20 protein-coding genes and 6 pseudogenes are annotated in these 18,534 nt (G+C 71.6%); 14 read left to right on the plus strand and 12 right to left on the minus strand.

What is annotated here, in order from left to right:
- Positions 1-97: 97 nt before the first annotated feature.
- Entirely contained in the window at positions 98-1,264 is a 1,167-nt protein-coding gene (locus ABZV31_RS15550) for a family 2 encapsulin nanocompartment cargo protein polyprenyl transferase (RefSeq protein WP_355893355.1), read from the plus strand.
- A 283-nt stretch (positions 1,265-1,547) separates the two neighbouring features.
- Positions 1,548-1,775, plus strand: a pseudogene (locus ABZV31_RS15555) (GNAT family N-acetyltransferase); the annotation flags it as partial.
- 10 nt (positions 1,776-1,785) lie between these two features.
- Here ABZV31_RS15555 and ABZV31_RS15560 read toward each other — a convergent pair.
- A pseudogene (locus ABZV31_RS15560) lies at positions 1,786-2,034 on the minus strand (TetR/AcrR family transcriptional regulator); the annotation flags it as partial.
- On the opposite strand from ABZV31_RS15560, the pseudogene ABZV31_RS15565 reads away from it, so the two are divergent.
- From ABZV31_RS15565 to ABZV31_RS15580, 4 genes and pseudogenes are all read left to right on the plus strand, one after another.
- Positions 2,035-2,127: pseudogene (locus ABZV31_RS15565) on the plus strand (dihydrofolate reductase); the annotation flags it as partial.
- 26 nt (positions 2,128-2,153) lie between these two features.
- A complete protein-coding gene (locus tag ABZV31_RS15570) occupies positions 2,154-2,348 on the plus strand; it encodes a hypothetical protein (RefSeq protein ID WP_355893358.1) in 195 nt (64 codons plus the stop codon).
- An 84-nt stretch (positions 2,349-2,432) separates the two neighbouring features.
- Positions 2,433-2,846: a YciI family protein gene (locus tag ABZV31_RS15575; protein WP_355893361.1), complete on the plus strand. Its 414-nt coding sequence runs from the start codon at positions 2,433-2,435 to the stop codon at positions 2,844-2,846.
- Positions 2,843-4,075, plus strand: a pseudogene (locus ABZV31_RS15580) (DUF6596 domain-containing protein). Before ABZV31_RS15575 ends, ABZV31_RS15580 begins: the two are co-directional and overlap by 4 nt.
- Positions 4,076-4,398: 323 nt before the next feature.
- Here the strand turns inward: ABZV31_RS15580 and ABZV31_RS15585 are convergent.
- The 3 genes and pseudogenes from ABZV31_RS15585 to ABZV31_RS15595 all read right to left on the minus strand — a co-directional run bounded on the left by ABZV31_RS15585 (position 4,399) and on the right by ABZV31_RS15595 (position 6,033).
- Positions 4,399-5,153 (minus strand): annotated as a pseudogene (locus ABZV31_RS15585) (VOC family protein).
- Between the two features lie 43 nt (positions 5,154-5,196).
- Positions 5,197-5,613, minus strand: coding sequence for a VOC family protein (locus ABZV31_RS15590; RefSeq protein ID WP_355893364.1), 417 nt, complete (start codon positions 5,611-5,613; stop codon positions 5,197-5,199).
- A gap of 9 nt (positions 5,614-5,622) precedes the next feature.
- Positions 5,623-6,033 carry a helix-turn-helix transcriptional regulator gene (locus tag ABZV31_RS15595; protein WP_355893366.1) on the minus strand — a complete coding sequence of 137 codons (411 nt, stop codon included), beginning with the start codon at positions 6,031-6,033 and terminating at the stop codon, positions 5,623-5,625.
- Positions 6,034-6,709: 676 nt separating this feature from the next.
- Here ABZV31_RS15595 and ABZV31_RS15600 point away from each other — a divergent pair.
- Together ABZV31_RS15600 and ABZV31_RS15605 are read left to right on the plus strand one after the other, a co-directional pair.
- Positions 6,710-6,844 carry a hypothetical protein gene (locus tag ABZV31_RS15600; protein ID WP_355893369.1) on the plus strand — a complete coding sequence of 45 codons (135 nt, stop codon included), beginning with the start codon at positions 6,710-6,712 and terminating at the stop codon, positions 6,842-6,844.
- Positions 6,838-7,124 (plus strand): annotated as a pseudogene (locus tag ABZV31_RS15605) (tyrosine-type recombinase/integrase); the annotation flags it as partial. The gene ABZV31_RS15600 and the pseudogene ABZV31_RS15605, both read left to right, overlap by 7 nt.
- A 7-nt stretch (positions 7,125-7,131) precedes the next feature.
- Here ABZV31_RS15605 and sodN read toward each other — a convergent pair.
- Positions 7,132-7,527: a superoxide dismutase, Ni gene (sodN, locus tag ABZV31_RS15610; RefSeq protein WP_355893372.1), complete on the minus strand. Its 396-nt coding sequence runs from the start codon at positions 7,525-7,527 to the stop codon at positions 7,132-7,134.
- A gap of 145 nt (positions 7,528-7,672) precedes the next feature.
- Here sodN and sodX point away from each other — a divergent pair, with 145 nt between their 5' ends.
- Entirely contained in the window at positions 7,673-8,107 is a 435-nt protein-coding gene (gene sodX / locus ABZV31_RS15615; RefSeq protein WP_355893374.1) for a nickel-type superoxide dismutase maturation protease, read from the plus strand.
- Here sodX and ABZV31_RS15620 read toward each other — a convergent pair.
- Positions 7,990-8,640, minus strand: coding sequence for a CGNR zinc finger domain-containing protein (locus ABZV31_RS15620; RefSeq protein ID WP_355893377.1), 651 nt, complete (start codon positions 8,638-8,640; stop codon positions 7,990-7,992). The genes sodX and ABZV31_RS15620 overlap by 118 nt on opposite strands.
- A gap of 100 nt (positions 8,641-8,740) precedes the next feature.
- Between ABZV31_RS15620 and ABZV31_RS15625 the strand changes: the two genes are divergently transcribed.
- On the plus strand, positions 8,741-9,523 hold the full coding sequence (locus tag ABZV31_RS15625; RefSeq protein WP_355893380.1) for a class I SAM-dependent methyltransferase: 783 nt from the start codon (positions 8,741-8,743) through the stop codon (positions 9,521-9,523).
- A gap of 92 nt (positions 9,524-9,615) precedes the next feature.
- Here the strand turns inward: ABZV31_RS15625 and ABZV31_RS15630 are convergent, their stop codons facing one another.
- The 3 genes from ABZV31_RS15630 to ABZV31_RS15640 are packed head-to-tail and all read right to left on the minus strand — an operon-like array spanning position 9,616 to position 12,347.
- A complete protein-coding gene (locus ABZV31_RS15630; RefSeq protein WP_355893382.1) occupies positions 9,616-10,422 on the minus strand; it encodes an amino acid ABC transporter ATP-binding protein in 807 nt (268 codons plus the stop codon).
- Entirely contained in the window at positions 10,419-11,354 is a 936-nt protein-coding gene (locus tag ABZV31_RS15635; RefSeq protein ID WP_355893385.1) for an amino acid ABC transporter permease, read from the minus strand. The genes ABZV31_RS15630 and ABZV31_RS15635 overlap by 4 nt, the downstream gene beginning before the upstream one ends.
- 33 nt (positions 11,355-11,387) lie before the next feature.
- Positions 11,388-12,347, minus strand: coding sequence for an ABC transporter substrate-binding protein (locus tag ABZV31_RS15640; RefSeq protein ID WP_355893388.1), 960 nt, complete (start codon positions 12,345-12,347; stop codon positions 11,388-11,390).
- A 554-nt stretch (positions 12,348-12,901) separates the two neighbouring features.
- Here ABZV31_RS15640 and ABZV31_RS15645 point away from each other — a divergent pair.
- Both ABZV31_RS15645 and ABZV31_RS15650 read left to right on the plus strand, forming a co-directional pair.
- On the plus strand, positions 12,902-14,125 hold the full coding sequence (locus tag ABZV31_RS15645) for an NADP-dependent malic enzyme (RefSeq protein ID WP_355893391.1): 1,224 nt from the start codon (positions 12,902-12,904) through the stop codon (positions 14,123-14,125).
- 242 nt (positions 14,126-14,367) lie between these two features.
- Positions 14,368-15,333, plus strand: coding sequence for a zinc-binding dehydrogenase (locus ABZV31_RS15650; RefSeq protein WP_355893394.1), 966 nt, complete (start codon positions 14,368-14,370; stop codon positions 15,331-15,333).
- Here the strand turns inward: ABZV31_RS15650 and ABZV31_RS15655 are convergent.
- On the minus strand, positions 15,320-15,445 hold the full coding sequence (locus ABZV31_RS15655) for a hypothetical protein (protein WP_355893397.1): 126 nt from the start codon (positions 15,443-15,445) through the stop codon (positions 15,320-15,322). The genes ABZV31_RS15650 and ABZV31_RS15655 overlap by 14 nt on opposite strands.
- A 49-nt stretch (positions 15,446-15,494) precedes the next feature.
- Here ABZV31_RS15655 and ABZV31_RS15660 point away from each other — a divergent pair, with 49 nt between their 5' ends.
- Positions 15,495-15,704, plus strand: coding sequence for an HTH domain-containing protein (locus ABZV31_RS15660; RefSeq protein WP_018571396.1), 210 nt, complete (start codon positions 15,495-15,497; stop codon positions 15,702-15,704).
- Positions 15,704-16,273 carry a Clp protease N-terminal domain-containing protein gene (locus ABZV31_RS15665; RefSeq protein WP_355893400.1) on the plus strand — a complete coding sequence of 190 codons (570 nt, stop codon included), beginning with the start codon at positions 15,704-15,706 and terminating at the stop codon, positions 16,271-16,273. Before ABZV31_RS15660 ends, ABZV31_RS15665 begins: the two co-directional genes overlap by 1 nt.
- Before the next feature lie 221 nt (positions 16,274-16,494).
- Here ABZV31_RS15665 and ABZV31_RS15670 read toward each other — a convergent pair whose 3' ends face one another.
- A complete protein-coding gene (locus ABZV31_RS15670; RefSeq protein ID WP_355893403.1) occupies positions 16,495-17,544 on the minus strand; it encodes a helix-turn-helix transcriptional regulator in 1,050 nt (349 codons plus the stop codon).
- A 1-nt stretch (position 17,545) separates the two neighbouring features.
- Positions 17,546-18,454 (minus strand): DUF4097 family beta strand repeat-containing protein, encoded by a 909-nt coding sequence (locus tag ABZV31_RS15675; RefSeq protein WP_355893405.1) that lies wholly within the window; start codon positions 18,452-18,454, stop codon positions 17,546-17,548.
- Between the last annotated feature and the right edge of the window lie 80 nt (positions 18,455-18,534).

Consider the following 18,534-nt stretch of genomic DNA (forward strand, 5'->3'; position numbering starts at 1 on the left):
GGTGTCCCCGCCCCCTCCGGCGGGTACACCCCGGGGGTACGCGCCCAGTACCGGCAGCGGAAGTGCCACCGTCCGCGGACTCTCCGAGGGGGATCCCATGGCCGAGTTCATGACGGAGACGACACAGGGTCACACCGGGCAGCCGGCCGTGACGGCGTGTCCGGGAGAGGCGGCACCGCCCGCAGAGCCACTCCCACGGCGGCTCGTCGGAAGCCGCACGAACGGCCCGGCAGGGGCCCTCGACGGGCAGGACGCGGAGGTGATCCTGGACCGTGCCCGGGCATCCGTGGACCCCGAACTGCGGGCTGCCGTCGCAGCGTTGCCCGGCTCGATGCGCCGGATCGCGCGCTACCACCTCGGGTGGGAGCAGCCGGACGGCACTCCGGCGGCGGGGCACGGGGGCAAGGCCATACGCCCGGCGCTCGTCCTCGCCGCGGCCGCCGCGCTCGGCGGGCCGCAGGCGCGGGCGGGGGCGGCGCGGGCCGCCGCGGCAGTGGAGCTGGTCCACAACTTCACGCTGTTGCACGACGACGTGATGGACCGGGATCCCACCCGCCGGCACCGTCCCACCGCGTGGACGGTGTTCGGCGACGCCGACGCGATCCTCGCCGGGAACGCGCTGCAGGCACTGGCCCTGCGGCTGCTCGCCGAGGACCCGCACCCGGCGTCCCCTGCGGCCACCGCCCGGCTCGCGGCCTGCGTCGTCGAGCTGTGCGCGGGCCAGCAGGCGGACATGGCCCTGGAGCGGCGCGCACCCGCCGAGGTCACCCTCGACGAGGTGCTCGCCATGGCCGAGGCCAAGACCGGCGCGCTGCTCGGCTGCGCCTGCGCTGTCGGCGCGCTGTACGCGGGGGCGGCCGAGGAGGACGTCGAAGCGATGGACGCGTTCGGCCGTGAGGCGGGGCTCGCCTTCCAGCTCATCGACGACGTCATCGGCATATGGGGCGACCCGGGCCGCACCGGCAAGCCGGCCGGCGCCGACCTGGTCGCCCGCAAGAAGTCCCTGCCGGTGGTCGCCGCGCTCACCTCCGGCACGCCGGCCGCCACCGAACTCGCCGAGTTGTACGCCAGGCCCTACGAGGAAGGAGAAGCGGAGCGCACGGTGCTGGCCGTGGAGCGGGCCGGTGGCCGGGACTGGGTTCAGGCGGAGGCGGCCGACCGGATGGCCCGGGCCCTGCACGAACTGGCCCGCGCCGTCCCGGACCCGGCCGCTGCCGGCGGCCTGCTCGCCCTGGCCGAGTTCGTGACCAGGCGCACCAGCTGAGGGCCGTCAGACAGCACCGGGCCGGTCCCGCCGGGGGCCACAGCACCGGGGCCCGGTCCAGCCCCGACCGCTCCGACCGGGTCGGTCACCGGCGCGACACCGTAGGTCGGTTCGCGGCCCTCGGCCGAGTCGGTCACCGGGCGACAGCCCCGAAGACGCCGGAGTCACCAGGTCCGTACGGCTCCTGACCCCATACGGCCGCCGGGGGCTCCGGTCCGGCGGGTCCCGCACTGCCCCACGGTGTGCGGGGCCCGCCCTCTCACCCGCCGCTCCTGCACCCGTGATGATCGGCGTCACACCGGCCCGCCAGGGCGAGGGCCTGAGCACCGCGCTCATCCAGCACGTCCTCGACCGCTGCGACCGCGACGGCCTGCCCGCCTACCTGGAGGCCAGCAGCGCCCGTAGCACCAAGCTGTACGAGCGCCTCGGCTTCGCCTCCACCGGCCGCACCCTCGACCTGCCCGACGGCCCGCAGATGTGGCCGATGTGGCGCGAGCCCCGCACCCGCTAGGGGTGTATGGCTAGGTCTCCGGCACGATCGTCGCCACGATCCGTTCCACCAGCCCGTCCGGCACGCTCACCCTGGGCAGGACGCCGTCGAGGACGCCCGGCAGCGTCAGGTGCTCCAGGATCAGCCCGAGCACCGCGAGGTGAAGCACCGTCACGGTCTCGTCGCCGCCGGGCAACCCGGCCGCACGGTGGAACTCCATGGCCTCCTCCAGGCCCCCGCGCACCGACCTGGTGTAGGAGGCGCGCAGATCGGGGCGCCGGGCACCGGCTTCGCCGTCACCGACTTCACCCTGGAGTCGGTGCGCGCCTTCACCAACGGCGTGCTGGTCCGGACGTACCGCAGGGAGCGCTGAGCCCGCGGCCGCCCTACCCTGAGGACATGGGCAGCGAAGAACACGTCTGTCCCGTCTGCGGACAGCCCGTCGAAACGGTCATCCGACGCCACAAGACGCTGGGCGCCTGGGTCCCGGTGTGGGTGCCCGGCCCCTGCCGGAACCCCGAGTGCGAGGCGTACGGCAAGGAGGGCACCGCAACCCGTGACGAACCCGGCGCCTCCGCCGCGAAGAAATCCTGAAACCCGTGTCGAGAATCCCGGTCCGGCTCCGACGTTCCCCGTGAGAGCCGCCCGGCAGGGCGGTGAGAGCCGAAGGAGCGGACTGTGAAGTACCTGGTCATGGTGCAGGGCACCCAGGCGGACTACGAGGGGATGCGCGGCAAGGCCTCCGCCCACGCCCCGGCCTGGAGCGAGCAGGAGCTGCAGGCCATGTACGCCTACATGGGCGCCATCAACGACGACCTCTCCGAGACCGGCGAGCTGGTCGACGGGCAGGGCCTGGCGGAGCCCGCGCAGACCCGTCTGGTGGGTCTCGGCGAGGACGGCCGGATGGTGATCACCGACGGGCCGTACGGCGAGACCAAGGAGGTGCTCGCCGGCTACTGGGTCCTGGAGTGCGAGAGCCTGGAGCGCGTCACCGAGATCGCCGAACGCGTCGTTCGCTGCCCCGGGCCCCAGGGGGCGATGACCTACCCGGTGGTGATCCGGCCCATCCTGGACGGCTCCGGAGACCTGTGAGCCGTACGAACGAGGTCGAGGACCTGCTGCGCCGCCACGCGCCGCAGGTCCTCGGCGCGCTCGTCAGACGGTACGGGCACTTCGACGCCGCCGAGGACGCCGTACAGGAGGCGCTGCTCGCGGCGGCCGGGAAGTGGCCGGCGGCCGGCGTGCCCGACAACCCGCGCGGGTAGCTCATCAAGGTCGCCGCGCGACGGCTCACGGACGCTCTGCGTGCCGAGGACGCGCGGTGGCAGCGGGAGGTGAAGGCGGCGGCCCTTGCCCCGCGCGACACCTTCATCACCCCGCCGCCCGGAGCGGATCGCGCTCCGCGCGAGGACGACACCCTCTCGCTGCTGTTCCTGTGCTGCCACCCGGACCTGACCCCGCCCGCGCGGATCGCGCTGACCCTGCGGGCCGTCGGCGGCCTGACGACCGCCGAGATCGCCCGCGCCCACCTGGTCCCCGAGGCGACCATGGCCCAGCGGATCAGCCGGGCCAAGCAGAAGGTGCGGGGCGTGCGTTTCGGGCGGCCGGACAACTGGGAGGAGCGACTGCCGGCCGTCCTGCACATCCTCTACCTGATCTTCAACGAGGGCTACACGGCGACGTCGGGCGCGAGCCTCCAGCGGCGCGAGCTGGCCGGGGAGGCGATTCGGCTGACCCGCACCGTGCACCGGCTCCTGCCCGAGGACTGCGAGGTGGCCGGCCTGCTCGCCCTGATGCTGCTCACCGACGCCCGCCGCGAAGCGCGCACCGGACCGCACGGCGAGCTGGTTCCCCTCGACGAACAGGACCGCGACCGCTGGGACAAGGCCGCGGTCGAGGAGGGCGTCGCCCTGGTCACCCGGGCGCTGTCGAAGGGCCGGGCGGGCCCCTACCAACTGCGCGCGGCCATCGCCGCCGTCCACGACGAGGCGCCTTCGGCCCAGGCCACGGACTGGCGCGAGATCCTCGGCCTGTACGACGTGCCGGTCCGCCTTGTGCCCGGTCCCGTCGAGCGCCTCAAACGGGCCGTCGCCCTCGCCATGGTCCACGGCTTGCGCGCGGGACTGGCCGAACTGGACTCGCTGGAAGGGGAGTTGAGGATCGGACACCGCCTGGACGCCGTACGGGGCCACCTCCTGGAGCGCGCGGGCGAACTCGACGCCGCCCGAGCCGCCTACGAGTCGGCGGCCGGCAAGACCCTGAGCCTGCCGGAACAGCGGTACCTGCACGGGCGGGCGGCATGGTTGAGGGCCGGGACGTGACGGGCGTACGGGGGTGACCAGGCCGTGGCGTTGGCCGGGATACGGACCGATGAGGGAGATGGGGGAGGGGCGGGCATGACGGAGGCGGGGGCACGGCGGCGCCGTACGGCGTGGCGGTGAGCCGTGACGGTCTGGGCGGTCACGGTGGCCGCCGGGTCTCACCCTGTGGCTGCAGGACGCGGCAGAGCCGCGGGAGCCGTACGTCTGGCGGCAGGTCGAGCCGAGTGATCCCACGCCGACGCCCCTGTCCGACGAGCACCGGAGCACCCGGTGCCCGAGCCCCACGGTGACGGGGGACGGGCGGGTCGTCGTCGTGTGTCTGGTCAAGGACGACCAGCCGACGCCGGCCGCGGCAGCCCGCCCGTCTCCGGGTCCCGCCCCGTCAGGCAGTACAGGCCGCCCGCCGGGTCGCGCATCACCGTCCAGCGGTCGTGGCCGGCGACGAAGGCCGCGCCGAGTGTCTCGTGCCGGGACCGGGTCGCGGCGATGTCCGCGCAGGCCAGGTCCAGGTGGGCGGAGGCGGGCCGTTCCTCGACCAGCCGTTGCAGCAGGACGCGGGGTCGGCAGGCCGGGCGGCGGCTTGAGGACGTGGAACTCGGGGAGGGCGCCGGGCAGGCATTCCCAGCCGTCCAGGAGCCCGCTGAAGAAGGCGACTTCGGCGTCGTGGGCCGAGGGCGCGACGTCGAGGCACACCTGGTCCAGTCGGCTGCCCCGCAGCACGGGCGGGTGGGCGCAGCGACTCCCCGTGCCAGGGCACCGCACAGAACAGCAGCCCGGCCGGCGACCGCAGGACGGCCCAGCCCTCGTACTCCGCGACGGCCTCGGCGCCGAGCCGCAGCGCCGTCGTGACGAACCCCGCCACGTCCTCCACGGCGAGGTCGAGATGCGCACCGCCGTCGCCCGAGGTGACGGCCTGGGCCTTGACGCAGGCGTCCGCGCCGTCCGGCAGTCACGAACTCGTCGTGCTCGCCCCGGGGTTCGGACGGCCGGGTGTCCGTGACGGCCGTCCAGAAATCCTGGGTCCGCGCGAAACCGGCGGCGGGGCCGGTCGACAGGCGTACGTCCAGCGGATGCTCATGGCGTGGTCGTAGGGCGGCGAACTTCCGCTCCCCGACCGGTTTTCAGCCGTCGGACCGCTCCATGAACCGCAGCAAATTCCCGGCCGGATCCCGGAACGCGCAGTCACGCACCCCGTACGGCTGGTCCATCGGCTCCTGGACGACGTCGGCGTCGTGCTCCTGGACCCGCCTGAAGAGGGCGTCGCAGTCGGCGGTGGTGAAGATGACCCCGCGCAGCATGCCCTTGGCCAGCAGCCGGGCCATGGCCTCCTTGTCGGCGGGCGAGGCGTCCGGGTTCGCGGCGGGCGGCTCCAGGACGATCTCCACGTCCGGCTGCAGCGGCGACCCGACGGTCACCCACCGCATCCCCTCGAAACTGACGTCGTTGCGGACCTCCAGGCCCAGCACGTCCCGGTAGAAGGTGAGTGCCTTGTCGTGGTCGTCGACGGCGATGAAGCACTGGTGGAGTTTGAGATCCATACCCTCACGCTAGGGCCGCGGCGGCGGTCCCGCCCGGCGTGGGCGCGTATAGGTCCGGGCCACGCACGCCGGGATCACCGCGCCGTCCTCGTGCGACCGCGCCCGGTAGGCGCTCGGGGTCTCGCCGACGAGCTCGGTGAAGCGGGAGCTGAACGACCCCAGCGACGTACAGCCGACCGCCAGGCACACCTCCGTCACGCTCAGGTCACCCCGTCTGAGCAGCGCTTTCGCCCGCTCGATGCGGCGGGTCATGAGGTAGCTGTACGGCGTCTCCCCGAAGGCTGCCCGGAAGCTGCGCTGGAAGTGGCCCGGCGACATCAGCGCGCTGCGCGCGAGCGCGGCCATGTCAAGGGGCTCGGCGTACTCGCGGTCCATGCGGTCACGGGCCCGGCGGAGCCGGACCAGGTCTTCGGGCGTCACCCCGTCAGCATGGCACGGGAGGAGGGGTGAGGTTCCTCGTGGCAGTCGTCATCGTCACGGCACCAGCAAGGGGCCCGGTCGGACAGCCGACCGGGCCCCTTGCACCGTCCCCACTGACGGCACTGAAGTCCGCGGTCAAGGGGGTGTGCGCAAAGGCCCCCGGGAAACCACCTTGGGACTATGTCGCAGGCCGTGGACCCCACCCCCCTCACCACCTTGCGGGAGCCCCGCGGTGCGGCAACGGACGTCTGCCCGGCGGCCACCTCTCCCGGGGAGCTCAGCGCGACGAACCGGCCAGACCCGCCCGCTGCTGTCCGGGCAGTTGGGGACGGTCCGGCCTGCGGACGGCTTTGCGGCGACCGCCCACGGCCGAGCCGGTGGCCGATCCGCGGCCCGGTCCGACCGGGCAGCGGATCGCGTACGTCAGCGGCGGCGTGCTGCGCGTGGGTGGAGGCCGACGGTAGCCGGGACCGCGCGGCCACCGTGCCGGACGGGCCAGAGGTCCGCTCCGGCGTCGCCGAGCACGTGGCCGCCGGGTCGACGGGCCGTCACCGCGGCTGCTGGCGGCAGCCGGACGGGCGCCGGCTACTGGTGGCGGCCCGGGTGGGCACCTCCCCGGTGGCGGCGCTGGTAACGGCGGTGTCGAGTCGGCGTTCGGCGGTGGCCCCGCCAGGAGTTGGCGGAGGTTGTGGCCGGCGGTCTCGGCGCGGCCGAGGGCGAGGGCGAGCGCGGCGTCGCCGACCAACCCGGCGAACTTCTGGCCACCTGCTGGGCGGCGGCGCTGATCAGGCCTGCGGTCGGGGCATGGTGACCCACGACCTGCGCCACCTCTTCGCCTCCGCGCTCATCGCCGGCGGAGCGAGCGTCGAGCAGGTCCAGACGGTCCTCGGCCACGCGTCCGCCGCCGCGCGTCCGCCGCCGCGCGTCCGCCGCCACGTGTCCGCCGTCATCACGCTGCGGATCCACGCCACCTGTGGCCGGGAGAAGAAGACCGCACCCGGACCGTCATGGACGCCGTGCTCGGCGGCCTGCGGACCGGGTGCGGAGAGGGAGACACTGCAAGTAAAGAATCTGCAGGTCAGAGGGCATGATTCGAGATCAAGCCTTCTTCGTCTCCCAGAAGATCTTGTCGATCTGGGCGATGTAGTCCAGCGCCTTCTGGCCGGTGGCCGGGTCGGTGGAGGCCTTGGCGGCAGACAGCGCCTTCAGGGTGTCGTTGACCAGCTGGTGCAGCTCCGGGTACTTCTCGAAGTGCGGCGCCTTGAAGTAGTCGCTCCAGAGCACCGAGACGTGGTGCTTGGCCAGCTCGGCGCGCTGCTCCTTGATGGTCGCGGCCCGGGCCTGGAAGTGCGGGTCGTCGTTGCCGGCCATCTTCTCCTGGATGGCCTTCACCGACTCCGCCTCGATGCGGGCCTGGGCCGGGTCGTACACACCGCAGGGCAGGTCGCAGTGAGCGCTGACCTTGACCTTGGGGGCAAACAGGCGGGAAAGCATGGAGCATTCCTTCCTCGTGATCGTCTTCTCAGGTGGGACATTACTCCCTGCAAGACCTGTTTTCGCGAGTGCCCCCATGGGCTTAGGACAAAAGTCCGGGGTGAGACTGGGACTGGTGGAGGAAGAACCGGGGAGGTGCCGGGTGATGCCGGAACTGTCGCAGGAGACCGACCGCAGGGGGGCGGTGCTGCCCTTCGGGCTGGCCGAGGTGACGGGGCCGTCCATGGTGCCCACGCTGCACCACGGGGACCGGCTCGTGGTGCAGTACGGGGCCCGGATCCGGCCGGGGGACGTGGTCGTCCTGCGCCATCCGTTCCAGCAGGACCTGCTCGTGGTCAAGCGTGCGGCGGAGCGGCGCGAGGGCGGCTGGTGGGTGCTGGGGGACAACGCGTACGCGGGCGGCGACAGCACCGACTACGGCACCGTTCCGGAGGACCTGGTTTTGGGCAAGGTGTGGTTCCGCTACCGGCCGCTGAAGCCCGGTCGGCGCTCGCCGCTGGCGCTGGTGCGCTGGACGCTGTCGGCCGCCAGGCCCGTTTTGTCCGACCGGTCGGCCTCCAGGCGCTTGCGGGCGCGGTAGGCCGCCACGTTGGCGCGGGTCGCGCAGCGGTCCGAGCAGTAGCGCCGGGAGCGGTTGGTCGAGGTGTCGAGGTAGGCGTTGCGGCACGGCGCTGCCTCGCACAGGCCGAGCCGGTCGACGCCGTACTCGGTGAGGTGGAAGGCCAGGCCCATCGCTGCTATGGCCGCGTAGCCGGCGGTCGCGTTGGACGGGTGGTCCGCCAGGTGCATGTGCCACAGCGGACGGCCGTCCTCGTCGCGGTAGTCGTGCCCGGAGATCTGCGGGCTCACCGGGAACTCCAGCAGCAGGGAGTTCAGCAGGTCCACCGCGAGGGTCTCGTCGCCCTTGTCGGCCGCCTCGAAGACCGCGCGCAGCCGGGCCCGCACTGACCGGAAGCGCGTGACGTCGGCGTCGGTGGCGCGCCGGGCCGCCGACGCGTTGGCGCCGAACAGGTCGCGGACGGCCTCGACCGAGGTCAGGCTGTCCTTGCCCCGGGCCGGTTCCTCGGTGTTGACGAGACGTACGGCGTAATCCGAGTAATAGGCCAGTTCCACTTGTAGTCCTTACGGAGGCGCTCTATGGTCATGGATGCGGTCGGGTAACAGACGGTCGTGCTTCCAGGGTATTACGCGACGTACGCGAGGGAGGGCAACGATGACGGACACGGGCACGGGTGCGGACATCACCGCGGCGGGGGCCGACTGGCGGGCGTGGCAGGAGAGCTGGGACCGGCAGCAGGAGTGGTACATGCCCGACCGCGAGGAACGCTTCCGGATCATGCTCGACATGGTCGAGGCGCTCGTCGGCACCGCGCCGCGCGTGCTCGACCTCGCCTGCGGCACCGGCAGCATCACCGCCCGGCTGCTCGCCCGCTTCCCCGACGCCACCAGCACCGGCGTCGATCTCGACCCCGCGCTGCTCGCGATCGCCGAGGGCACCTTCGCGGGCGACGACCGGGTCACCTTCGTCACCGCCGACCTCAAGGACCCCGACTGGCCGGCGAAGCTGCCGTACGACTCCTACGACGCCGTCCTGACCGCCACGGCCCTGCACTGGCTGCACAGCGAACCGCTCGCGGCCCTCTACGGTCAGGTCGCGGCACTCGTCCGCGACGGCGGTGTCTTCATGAACGCGGACCACATGATCGACGAGACGACGCCCCGGATCAACGCGGCCGAGCGCGCCCGGCGGCACGCCCGCATGGAACAGGCCAAGCGGGACGGTGCCCTTGACTGGACCGAGTGGTGGCAGCTGGCCGCCAAGGACCCGGTCCTCGCCGAGCCCACGGCCCGCCGCTTCGAGATCTACGGCGAACATGCCGACGGCGACATGCCGTCCCCCGCGTGGCACGCGCGCGTGCTGCGCGAGAAGGGGTTCGCGGAGGCGCGGGCGGTGTGGTGCTCACCGTCGGACACGCTGCTGCTGGCGCTGAAGTAGGCCGACGGAGCTGAAGCAGGCCAACGGAAAGGGGCGGTACGAAATCTCCCTACCGCCCCTTCGTGGGTACCGTCAGCGCACGCTACGCACCGTCAGAGCACCTTCGACAGGAACGACTTGGTGCGTTCGTGCTGAGGGTCCGTCAGGACGTCGCGCGGATGGCCGGACTCGACCACCACGCCGTCGTCCATGAAGACCAGGCTGTCGCCGACCTCGCGGGCGAAGCCCATCTCGTGGGTGACGACGACCATCGTCATGCCGGATTCGGCGAGGTCGCGCATGACGTCGAGGACGTCGCCGACCAGCTCCGGGTCGAGGGCCGAGGTCGGCTCGTCGAACAGCATCAGCTTCGGGTCCATCGCCAGCGCCCGGGCGATCGCCACCCGCTGCTGCTGGCCGCCGGAGAGCTGCGAGGGGTAGTGCCCGGCCCGGTCGGCCAGGCCCACGCGCTCCAGCAGCTGCATCGCCCGCTCCTTGGCCTGGCCCTTGTTCAGGCCCTTGACCTGCACCGGCGCCTCGATGACGTTCTCCAGCGCGGTCATGTGCGGGAACAGGTTGAAGCGCTGGAAGACCATGCCGATGTCCCGGCGCTTCATGGCGACCTCGCGGTCGCGCAGCTCGTAGAGCTTGTCGCCGTGCTGCCGGTAGCCGACCAGCTCGCCGTCGACGTACAGACGGCCGGCGTTGATCTTCTCCAGGTGGTTGATGCACCTGAGGAACGTCGACTTGCCGGAGCCGGACGGGCCGATGAGGCAGAACACCTCGCCCGGCTTCACCTCCAGGTCGATGCCCTTGAGGACCTCGACCTGACCGAAGGACTTGTGGACGCCCTCGGCCTTGACCATGGGGACGGACGTGTCCTTGGGGGCGGCGTCGATCTTGGTGAGCTTGTCGGTCATGCCGTGACCTTCCTGCTCGAGAAGGACGTCAGGTGCGCCCTGACCTTCTGCCACGGCGTCGGCGGCAGGCTGCGGCTGGAGCCGCGGGCGTAGTACCGCTCGATGTAGTACTGGCCCACGCTCAGGACCGAGGTCATGATCAGGTACCAGGCGGCGGCGAGGAAGTACATCTCCACCGGTGCGCCGGAGACCTGGCCGATGTCCTGGGCGTAGCGGAACAGCTCCGGATACTGGACGGCCGCCACGAGCGAGGTCGTCTTCAGCATGTTGATGACCTCGTTGCCGGTCGGCGGCACGATCACCCGCATGGCCTGCGGGATGATGATCCGGCGCAGCGTCCTGCCATGGCTCATGCCCAGGGCGTGGGCGGCCTCGGTCTGGCCCTCGTCGACGGCGAGCAGGCCGGCGCGGCAGATCTCCGCCATGTACGCGGCCTCGTTCAGGCCGAGGCCGAGCAGCGCCGTCAGCAGCGGCGTCATAAAGTCCGACCAGTAGTTCTTGTAGATCGGACCCAGGTCGATGTACTCGAAGACCAGGCCCAGGTTGAACCACAGGAACAGCTGGACCAGGACCGGGGTGCCGCGGAAGAACCAGATGTAGAACCAGGCGATGGACGAGGTCACCGGGTTCTTCGACAGGCGCATCACCGCGAGGACGATGCCGCCCACGATGCCGATCAGCATCGACAGGACCGTCAGCAGCAGGGTCTTGCCGACGCCGGTCAGGATCCGGTCGTCGAAGAAGTAGTCCGGAACCGCGTGCCAGTTGATCTTGCCCTGGCCGAACGCGTAGATGATCGCGACGAGGATCGCGATCGCGATGACGGCGGAGACGTACCTCCCGTAGTGCCGGACCGGAATGGCCTTGATGGCCTCCGGGCCGGTCGGGGGCGTGCCCTTCGGCCCCGCCGTCTTGTCGATGTCAGCAGTCACGGGTCTTGCCTCTCAGTGGCCGCTCGGGCGCGGTCACTTGCCGCCGTTGATGACGGATTCCTTCACGGCGCCGTCCTGGGCGCCCCACTTCTCCAGGATCTTCTCGTACTCGCCGCTCTTGATGATCGCGTTCATCGCGGCCTGCAGAGCGTCGCGCAGCTGCGTGTTGCTCTTGGCGACGGCGATGCCGTACGGGGCCGCCTCGACCTGGTCGCCGACGAGCTGGAAGTCCTTGCCGCCGCCGGAGGTCTTCACCGCGTACGCGGCGACCGGGAAGTCGGAGGAGGCCGCGTCGGCGCCGCCCGAGCGCAGGCGGGTCTGGGCCTGCTGGTCGTCGTCGAAGGCCTCGATGGTGAGCTTCTTGCCGCTCGGGCACTTCTTGGCCTCGCTCTTGGCGAGGTCCTCCGAGACGGTCCCGCGCTCCAGGGCGATCTTCTTGCCGCACAGGTCGGACCAGGAGGTGATGCCCTTGGTGTCGCCCTTGCGCGCGTAGATCGAGACACCGGCGGTCAGGTAGTCGACGAAGTCGACGCCCTCGCCGACCTTCTTGCCCGTGGTGGGGTCGATGCCCTGCTGGCGGCTCTTGTTGTCCGTCATCGCCGACATGGCGATGTCGTAGCGGTTGGAGCGGATGCCGGTGAGCAGGGCGTCGAAGGTGCCGTTCTGGAAGTCGAACTTCACGCCGAGCTGCTTGCCCATCGCGTCCGCGAGGTCCGGGTCCAGGCCGGCGACCTTGCCGGAGGCGTCCTTGAACTCGACGGGCGCGTACGCGATGTCCGAGCCGACCCGGATGACGCCCTTGTCGCGGATCGACGCCGGGAGCTTGTCGGCCAGCGGGGCGGAGCTGGTGGACGCGCTGCCGGAGGACTTGTTCTTGTCCTTGGTCTGGTCACCGCAGCCGGTGAGTATCAGGGCGCCTGCGACCGCGATCGCACCGACCGCAGCTAGCCGGGAGTGCGCGGCGGTCGGACGACGGGTGGAGCGTGCGGTCATGGTGGGTTCCTCCGGCGGATGGGTGGAGTTGCCGATGGGTCGACGAGAACACACACCCTCAGGTGTCGCGACCTCGTGTGATTGACCGCATCTTGCCATTCGGGTTGCGCCATTCAGGGGACTCGCCATGTCAAAATCGGATAACGGGTGATCCCCGAACCGCCCGAAGCCGGTCCATCAAGGCCGGACCATCTGCGGGAATGTCTTCTTCCAGCCGGAAGATCTTCGGCGCATCCCAGGATGCGATCAGTCATGACAGGGCGTATGTGGGTGCTTGAGGCCTTGTCGAGCGTGTGCCGAGGACTTGTCCCCATATTGGGTCAAGTGTCGGGTCGTCGTCATGTGACCTTGGCGTTATGGACTCGTCGTCGGCGCCGTCCGTCCGGTAAGAAGGTTCTTTACACCCCTCATCCGGGGCTCAGGGCGCGTGTGCGGCGCGCCCGTCGCGTATGTACCCGTCACGATCAACCGACCAGGGCCGTACGCGGTGCCCGCCCACCCCTCACCAGGAGTGGCCAACCCTCAACCCATGAACACTTAAGGGGTAAAACCAAGTGGCAGCGGAGATCGTCAATCCTCGCAGCGACGACAGTACGGACCAGGACGGCGGGGCCGAGCCCCTCGATTCCTTCGATCCGGCCTTCGCGCTGCACCGCGGCGGCAAGATGGCCGTGCAGGCCACCGTGCCCGTCCGTGACAAGGACGACCTGTCCCTGGCGTACACGCCCGGCGTCGCGCGCGTGTGCACCGCGATCGCGGAGCAGCCGGAGCTGGTCCACGAGTACACGTGGAAGTCGTCCGTGGTCGCGGTCGTGACCGACGGTACGGCCGTGCTGGGGCTCGGGGACATCGGCCCCCAGGCCTCCCTTCCGGTGATGGAGGGGAAGGCAATCCTCTTCAAGCAGTTCGGCGGCGTCGACGCGGTGCCGATCGCGCTCGACTGCACCGACGTCGACGAGATCGTGGAGACCGTCGTCCGGCTGGCCCCGTCCTTCGGCGGGGTGAACCTGGAGGACATCTCGGCGCCGCGGTGCTTCGAGATCGAGCGCAAGCTGCAGGAGCGGCTGGACATCCCGGTCTTCCACGACGACCAGCACGGTACGGCGGTCGTCACGCTGGCGGCGCTGCGGAACGCTGCGCGGCTGAGCGGGAAGGCACTCGGCGATCTGCGTGCGGTCATCTCCGGTGCGGGCGCGGCGGGTGTCGCCATCGCGAAGATGCTGGTGGAGGCCGGGATCGGCGACGTCGCCGTCGCGGACCGAAAGGGCATCGTGTCGGCCGACCGGGACGACCTGACGCTGGTCAAGCGGGAGCTGGCCGGGTTCACCAACAAGGCGGGCCTCGTGGGGTCGCTGGAGGACGGGCTGGCCGGCGCCGACGTCTTCATCGGCGTCTCCGGCGGTACGGTGCCGGAGCCGGCGGTGGCGTCGATGGCCGAGGGGGCCTTCGTCTTCGCGATGGCCAACCCGAATCCCGAGGTGCACCCCGAGGTCGCGCACAAGTACGCGGCGGTCGTGGCGACCGGGCGGTCGGACTTCCCGAACCAGATCAACAACGTGCTGGCGTTCCCCGGGATCTTCGCCGGGGCGCTGCAGGTGCGGGCCTCCCGGATCACCGAGGGAATGAAGATCGCGGCGGCGGAGGCGCTGGCGGGAGTCGTCGGGGACGACCTGGCTCCCGACTACGTCATCCCCTCGCCGTTCGACGAGCGGGTCGCCCCGGCGGTTACGGCGGCGGTGGCTGCGGCGGCGCGGGCTGAAGGGGTTGCCCGTCGCTGACGTGACGCGAATGGCCCCGCCCGTTCGGGTGGGGCCATTTTCTTTACCCATCACCCGTTTCGGGCGGTTTCGGGCCGCCGCGGGCTGCGCAGCCCACCCCCGGTCGCGGCGCCGGCCGCACCGTCACCGTCGGTCTGCGCCCCCGGCCCGCCTCGGCCCACGCCACCCACGTTGCGCAAGAAGACGTGTCTCACAGGGCCCTACGGTTCCGTCGGCCGAACGGCACCCCTATCGTCAAGGTCATGTTCGCTGTCTACGCCGCCCGAATCGACCGCGACCAGCCGCTGAGCGGCCTCGAGTTGGGGGAGCGCCCGGCCCCGGAGGCCCGCCCCGGCTGGAGTACGGTCAACGTCAAGGCCGCCTCCCTGAACCACCACGACCTCTGGTCGCTGAGGGGCGTGGGCCTGTCCGAGGACAAACTGCCCATGATCCTCGGCTGCGACGCCGCCGGCGTCGACGAGGACGGCAACGAGGTCGTCCTGCACTCCGTCATCGGTCAGACCGGCCACGGCGTCGGCCCCGGGGAACCCCGCTCCATCCTCACCGAGCGCTACCAGGGCACCTTCGCCGAACAGGTCGCCGTGCCGACCTGGAACATCCTGCCCAAGCCCAAGGAGCTGTCCTTCGAGGAGGCCGCCTGCCTGCCCACGGCCTGGCTCACGGCGTACCGCATGCTCTTCACCAACGCCGGTGTACGCCCGGGCGACTCGGTCCTCGTCCAGGGCGCCGGCGGCGGTGTCGCCACGGCGGCCATCGTGCTCGGCAAGGCGGCCGGCCTGCGCGTCTTCGCCACCAGCCGCGACGAGGCCAAGCGCAAGCGGGCGGTGGAACTGGGCGCCGTGGAGGCGCTGGAGCCGGGAGCGCGGCTGCCGCAGCGCGTGGACGCCGTCATCGAGACTGTCGGCGCGGCCACCTGGTCCCACTCGGTGAAGTCGCTGCGCCCCGGCGGCACGATCGTTATCTCCGGTGCCACGAGCGGTGACCGGCCCTCCCACGCCGAACTCACCCGCATCTTCTTCCTGGAGCTCAGGGTCGTCGGCTCGACGATGGGCACCAAGGACGAACTGGAGGACCTGCTCTCCTTCTGCGCCGCCACCGGCGTACGCCCCGTCATCGACGAGGTGCTTCCGCTCGACCGTGCCCGCGAGGGCTTCGAACGGCTGGAGTCGGGCGACCAGTTCGGCAAGATCGTCCTCACCACCTCCTGATTCCCTCCTCGTTCTTCTCGTTCTTCTCGTTCTTCTCGTTCTTCTGTTCTTCTCGTGCTTCGGCGGCGGGCTCGGGCTTCCGGGCCCGCCGTCCGCCTGTCCGCACCTTCATTTGTCAACCCTGGTTGACGCAGGGAGGGTTGTCAACGTAGGTTGACACCATGACCGAAGCAACGGATCTCGCCGAGCGCGCGGGCGACCGCGATCCGCGGGTCGGGCTGCGGGCCGTCGCCGCGCTGCGCCGGCTGCTGGAGCAGCTGGAGGCGGTGCAGGTGCGCAGCGCGCGCAACCAGGGCTGGTCGTGGCAGGAGATCGCCGCCGAACTCGGCGTGAGCAGGCAGGCCGTGCACAAGAAGTACGGGAGGCAGTGATGTTCGAACGGTTCACGAAGGACGCCCGCGAGGTGGTACGGGGCGCGGTGGAGCACTGCGAACGGTCGGGGGCGCAGACCGTCGACGTGGACCACATGCTGCTCGCCCTGCTCGACCGCGAGGCGAGCCGCGCCTCGTTCGCGCTGGCCGCGCTGGGGCTGGGCGAGCGCGAGCGCAAGGAGCCGGTGCGGCGGGAGCTGGGCGAAGCGCGGCGGCGGGCCGGGCTGTCCCGGGCGGAGGCTGACGCCCTCGCGGGGCTGGGGATCGACGTCACCGAGATCGTCGCCCGGGTGGAGGAGGTGCACGGCGTCGGCGCCCTGTCCGGTGGTGGGAAGGACAAGGGCTGGTGGTCCGGGCGCCGCGGCTTCAGCCGGGAGGCCAAGGGTGTCCTCGAAAAGGCCCTGCGCACCGCCATCGCCCACGGCGACCGGCACGTCGGCGACGAACACATCCTCCTCGCCCTGACCGTCCGCCCCGGCGTGCCCGCCGAGGTCCTCGCCGATCAGGGGGTGACGCACGAGTCGCTGACCCGCGTGCTGTACGGCGCGGGAGAGGCACAGGCCGGCTGACGGGCGGCGCCCGGCGTACCGAGGGAGGGGGGTTCGCGGGCGGCAAGCACGGCTGCTTCCTCCAGCGGTGCGCCTGACTCCTGCGCCGTGCTGAGCCCGACCCGTGCCGCTGGGCCATGCTGAGCTAGATCCGACCGCGGGGCCGTGCTGAGCGAGATCCGGCCGCCGGGCCGTACCGAGCCCGACCCGGCCGCCGGGCGCACCGCCAGAGCTGAGGCTCCTCAGACCTTCGGCCTGCGCAGCACCGCTCCGATGTGGGCCGCCGCCGTCGACAGGTGGCGGCGGGCGTCGCGGAGCTGGTCGGCCGTGACGCCGTGGTCGCGGGCCGCGTCGCGGATGTCGTCCCGGAAGCGGTCGAGGAGCCGGTCCAGGTCACGGGCCGGGTCGCCGGTGAAGTCCTCGTGGGCCCAGGCCGGTTCGTAGTCGGCCGGGAAGTCCTCCGGGGTCTGCGTGTACTCGGGCCCCGCCGTCGACGTGCCGGTCGTCGTGCGCCCGAACCCGAAGTCCTTGCCGAACTCCTGCCCGAAGTTCTTTCCGAACTCGCCGACCTCCTTGGCCAGTTCGGTCAGCCCCTCGCGCACCCCCGTCGGCCAGTCGCCCCGCGCGAAGTGGTCCTGCACCTGCTCCTGGACCCGCCGGGCGATCCGCTGCAGCTCCTCCTGCGCCTGGGCCCGCGCCCGCTCCTGCGCCTCCTTGGCCTGGCGCCGGGCCCGCTGGGCCTCCTCGCGGGCCCGGCGGCTCTCGTCCTTGGCGCGCCTGGCCTGCTCCTTCCACTCCTGCTTCACGCGGCGCATCTCCTCCTTGGCGACGCGCCACGACTCCTTGTCGCCGAGGTCGCCGTACCCCCCGGCTCCCGGCTCCCCGGCTCCCGCGCGGGAGCCCTGCCGGGCCTCGGAGGCCGCCGCGCGCATCTCGCGCCGCAGGTCGCCCGCGGCGCCGCGCACATCGGCCCGGATCTCGGCGGCGAGCTCGGCGACCGACTCGCGGATCTCCAGCTCCAGGTCGGCCAGTTCACCGCTGCGGTCGGCCAGTTCGGCACGGCCCGCGTCCGTGATGGCGTACACCTTGCGGCCGCCTTCGGTGGTGTGCGTGACCAGGCCCTCGGCCTCCAGCTTGGCCAGCCGCGGGTACACGGTGCCCGCCGACGGTGCGTACAGCCCCTGGAAGCGCTCCTCCAGGAGCCGGATCACCTCGTAGCCGTGGCGCGGGGCCTCGTCGAGCAGCTTGAGCAGGTACAGGCGGAGGCGTCCGTGGGCGAAGACGGGAGGCATGTCAGAGCACCTTCTTGTCGGTCGTGTCGTCGGTCGGAGCGCCGGTGGAACCGTCGCCCGGACCGGAAGCGGAACTGTCCCCCACGTCCCATGGCTCGTCCTCCGTGGGCGGGCGCCGCAGCAGGGCGATCGAGCCGGAGACCGTCGTCGCCTTCAGCCTGCCGTTGCCCGCGCCGAGTCGGCCCGTGATCCGCTTGGCGCCCCACTGGCCGCTGACCCGGAGGTCCTCGAAGGCGTTGGACACCGTCCCGCTCGCGGTGTTCGCCTCCACCTCCGCGTCCGCCGGGTGGGGCAGCCGGATGGCGATCTCGCCGGAGACGCTCGTCAGGTTGACGTCGGTGGCGCGGCCCGCCGCGTCGAGGTCGACGATCATCGACCCGCTCACCGAGTCGGCCTTGACCGAGGAGCCGGCGCCCTCGACCACGGTCAGATCACCGGAGACGGAGTTGAACCGCAGGTCCCCGGAGAGGGCCTGCGCCTCCACGTTGCCCGACACGGTGTCCGCCCGCACCGGGCCGGTGAGCCCCACCAGGGTCGTGTCCCCGGAGACACCCTTCACCTCCGCGCGCCCGTCGATCCCGGAGACCATCGCCGCGGCGCCGACCACGCCGAGCTCCACGCGCGTGCTCGCCGGAACCGCCAGGGACACCACCGCGCTGCGTCGCCAGCCCTTCCGGTCGAGCCACCTGAGGAAGCCCTTCCACGGCAGGTCGTCGTACGCCACTGTCAGCGTGCCGCCCTGCTGGGTGACCACCAGGGGCGGCCCCTCGATCTCGGAGACCTCCAGGCGGGCGGAACCTTCGTCCGTGCCCACGACGTTCACCGTTCCGTTGACGATGCGGACATGGACCTCGGTCACGGGCTCGTCGAAGGCGAGCTTCCTGGGCTCGCCGACGGACCACTCGGACATGGTGCAGACCTCCTGGGACGGACCGGACCGCGCGGGACCGCAGGACCGGGTACGGGACCGGACGGCGACGCGACACGCCA

Source organism: Streptomyces sp. NPDC005202 (genome assembly GCF_040608235.1).
In the GTDB taxonomy this organism is placed as follows: domain Bacteria; phylum Actinomycetota; class Actinomycetes; order Streptomycetales; family Streptomycetaceae; genus Streptomyces.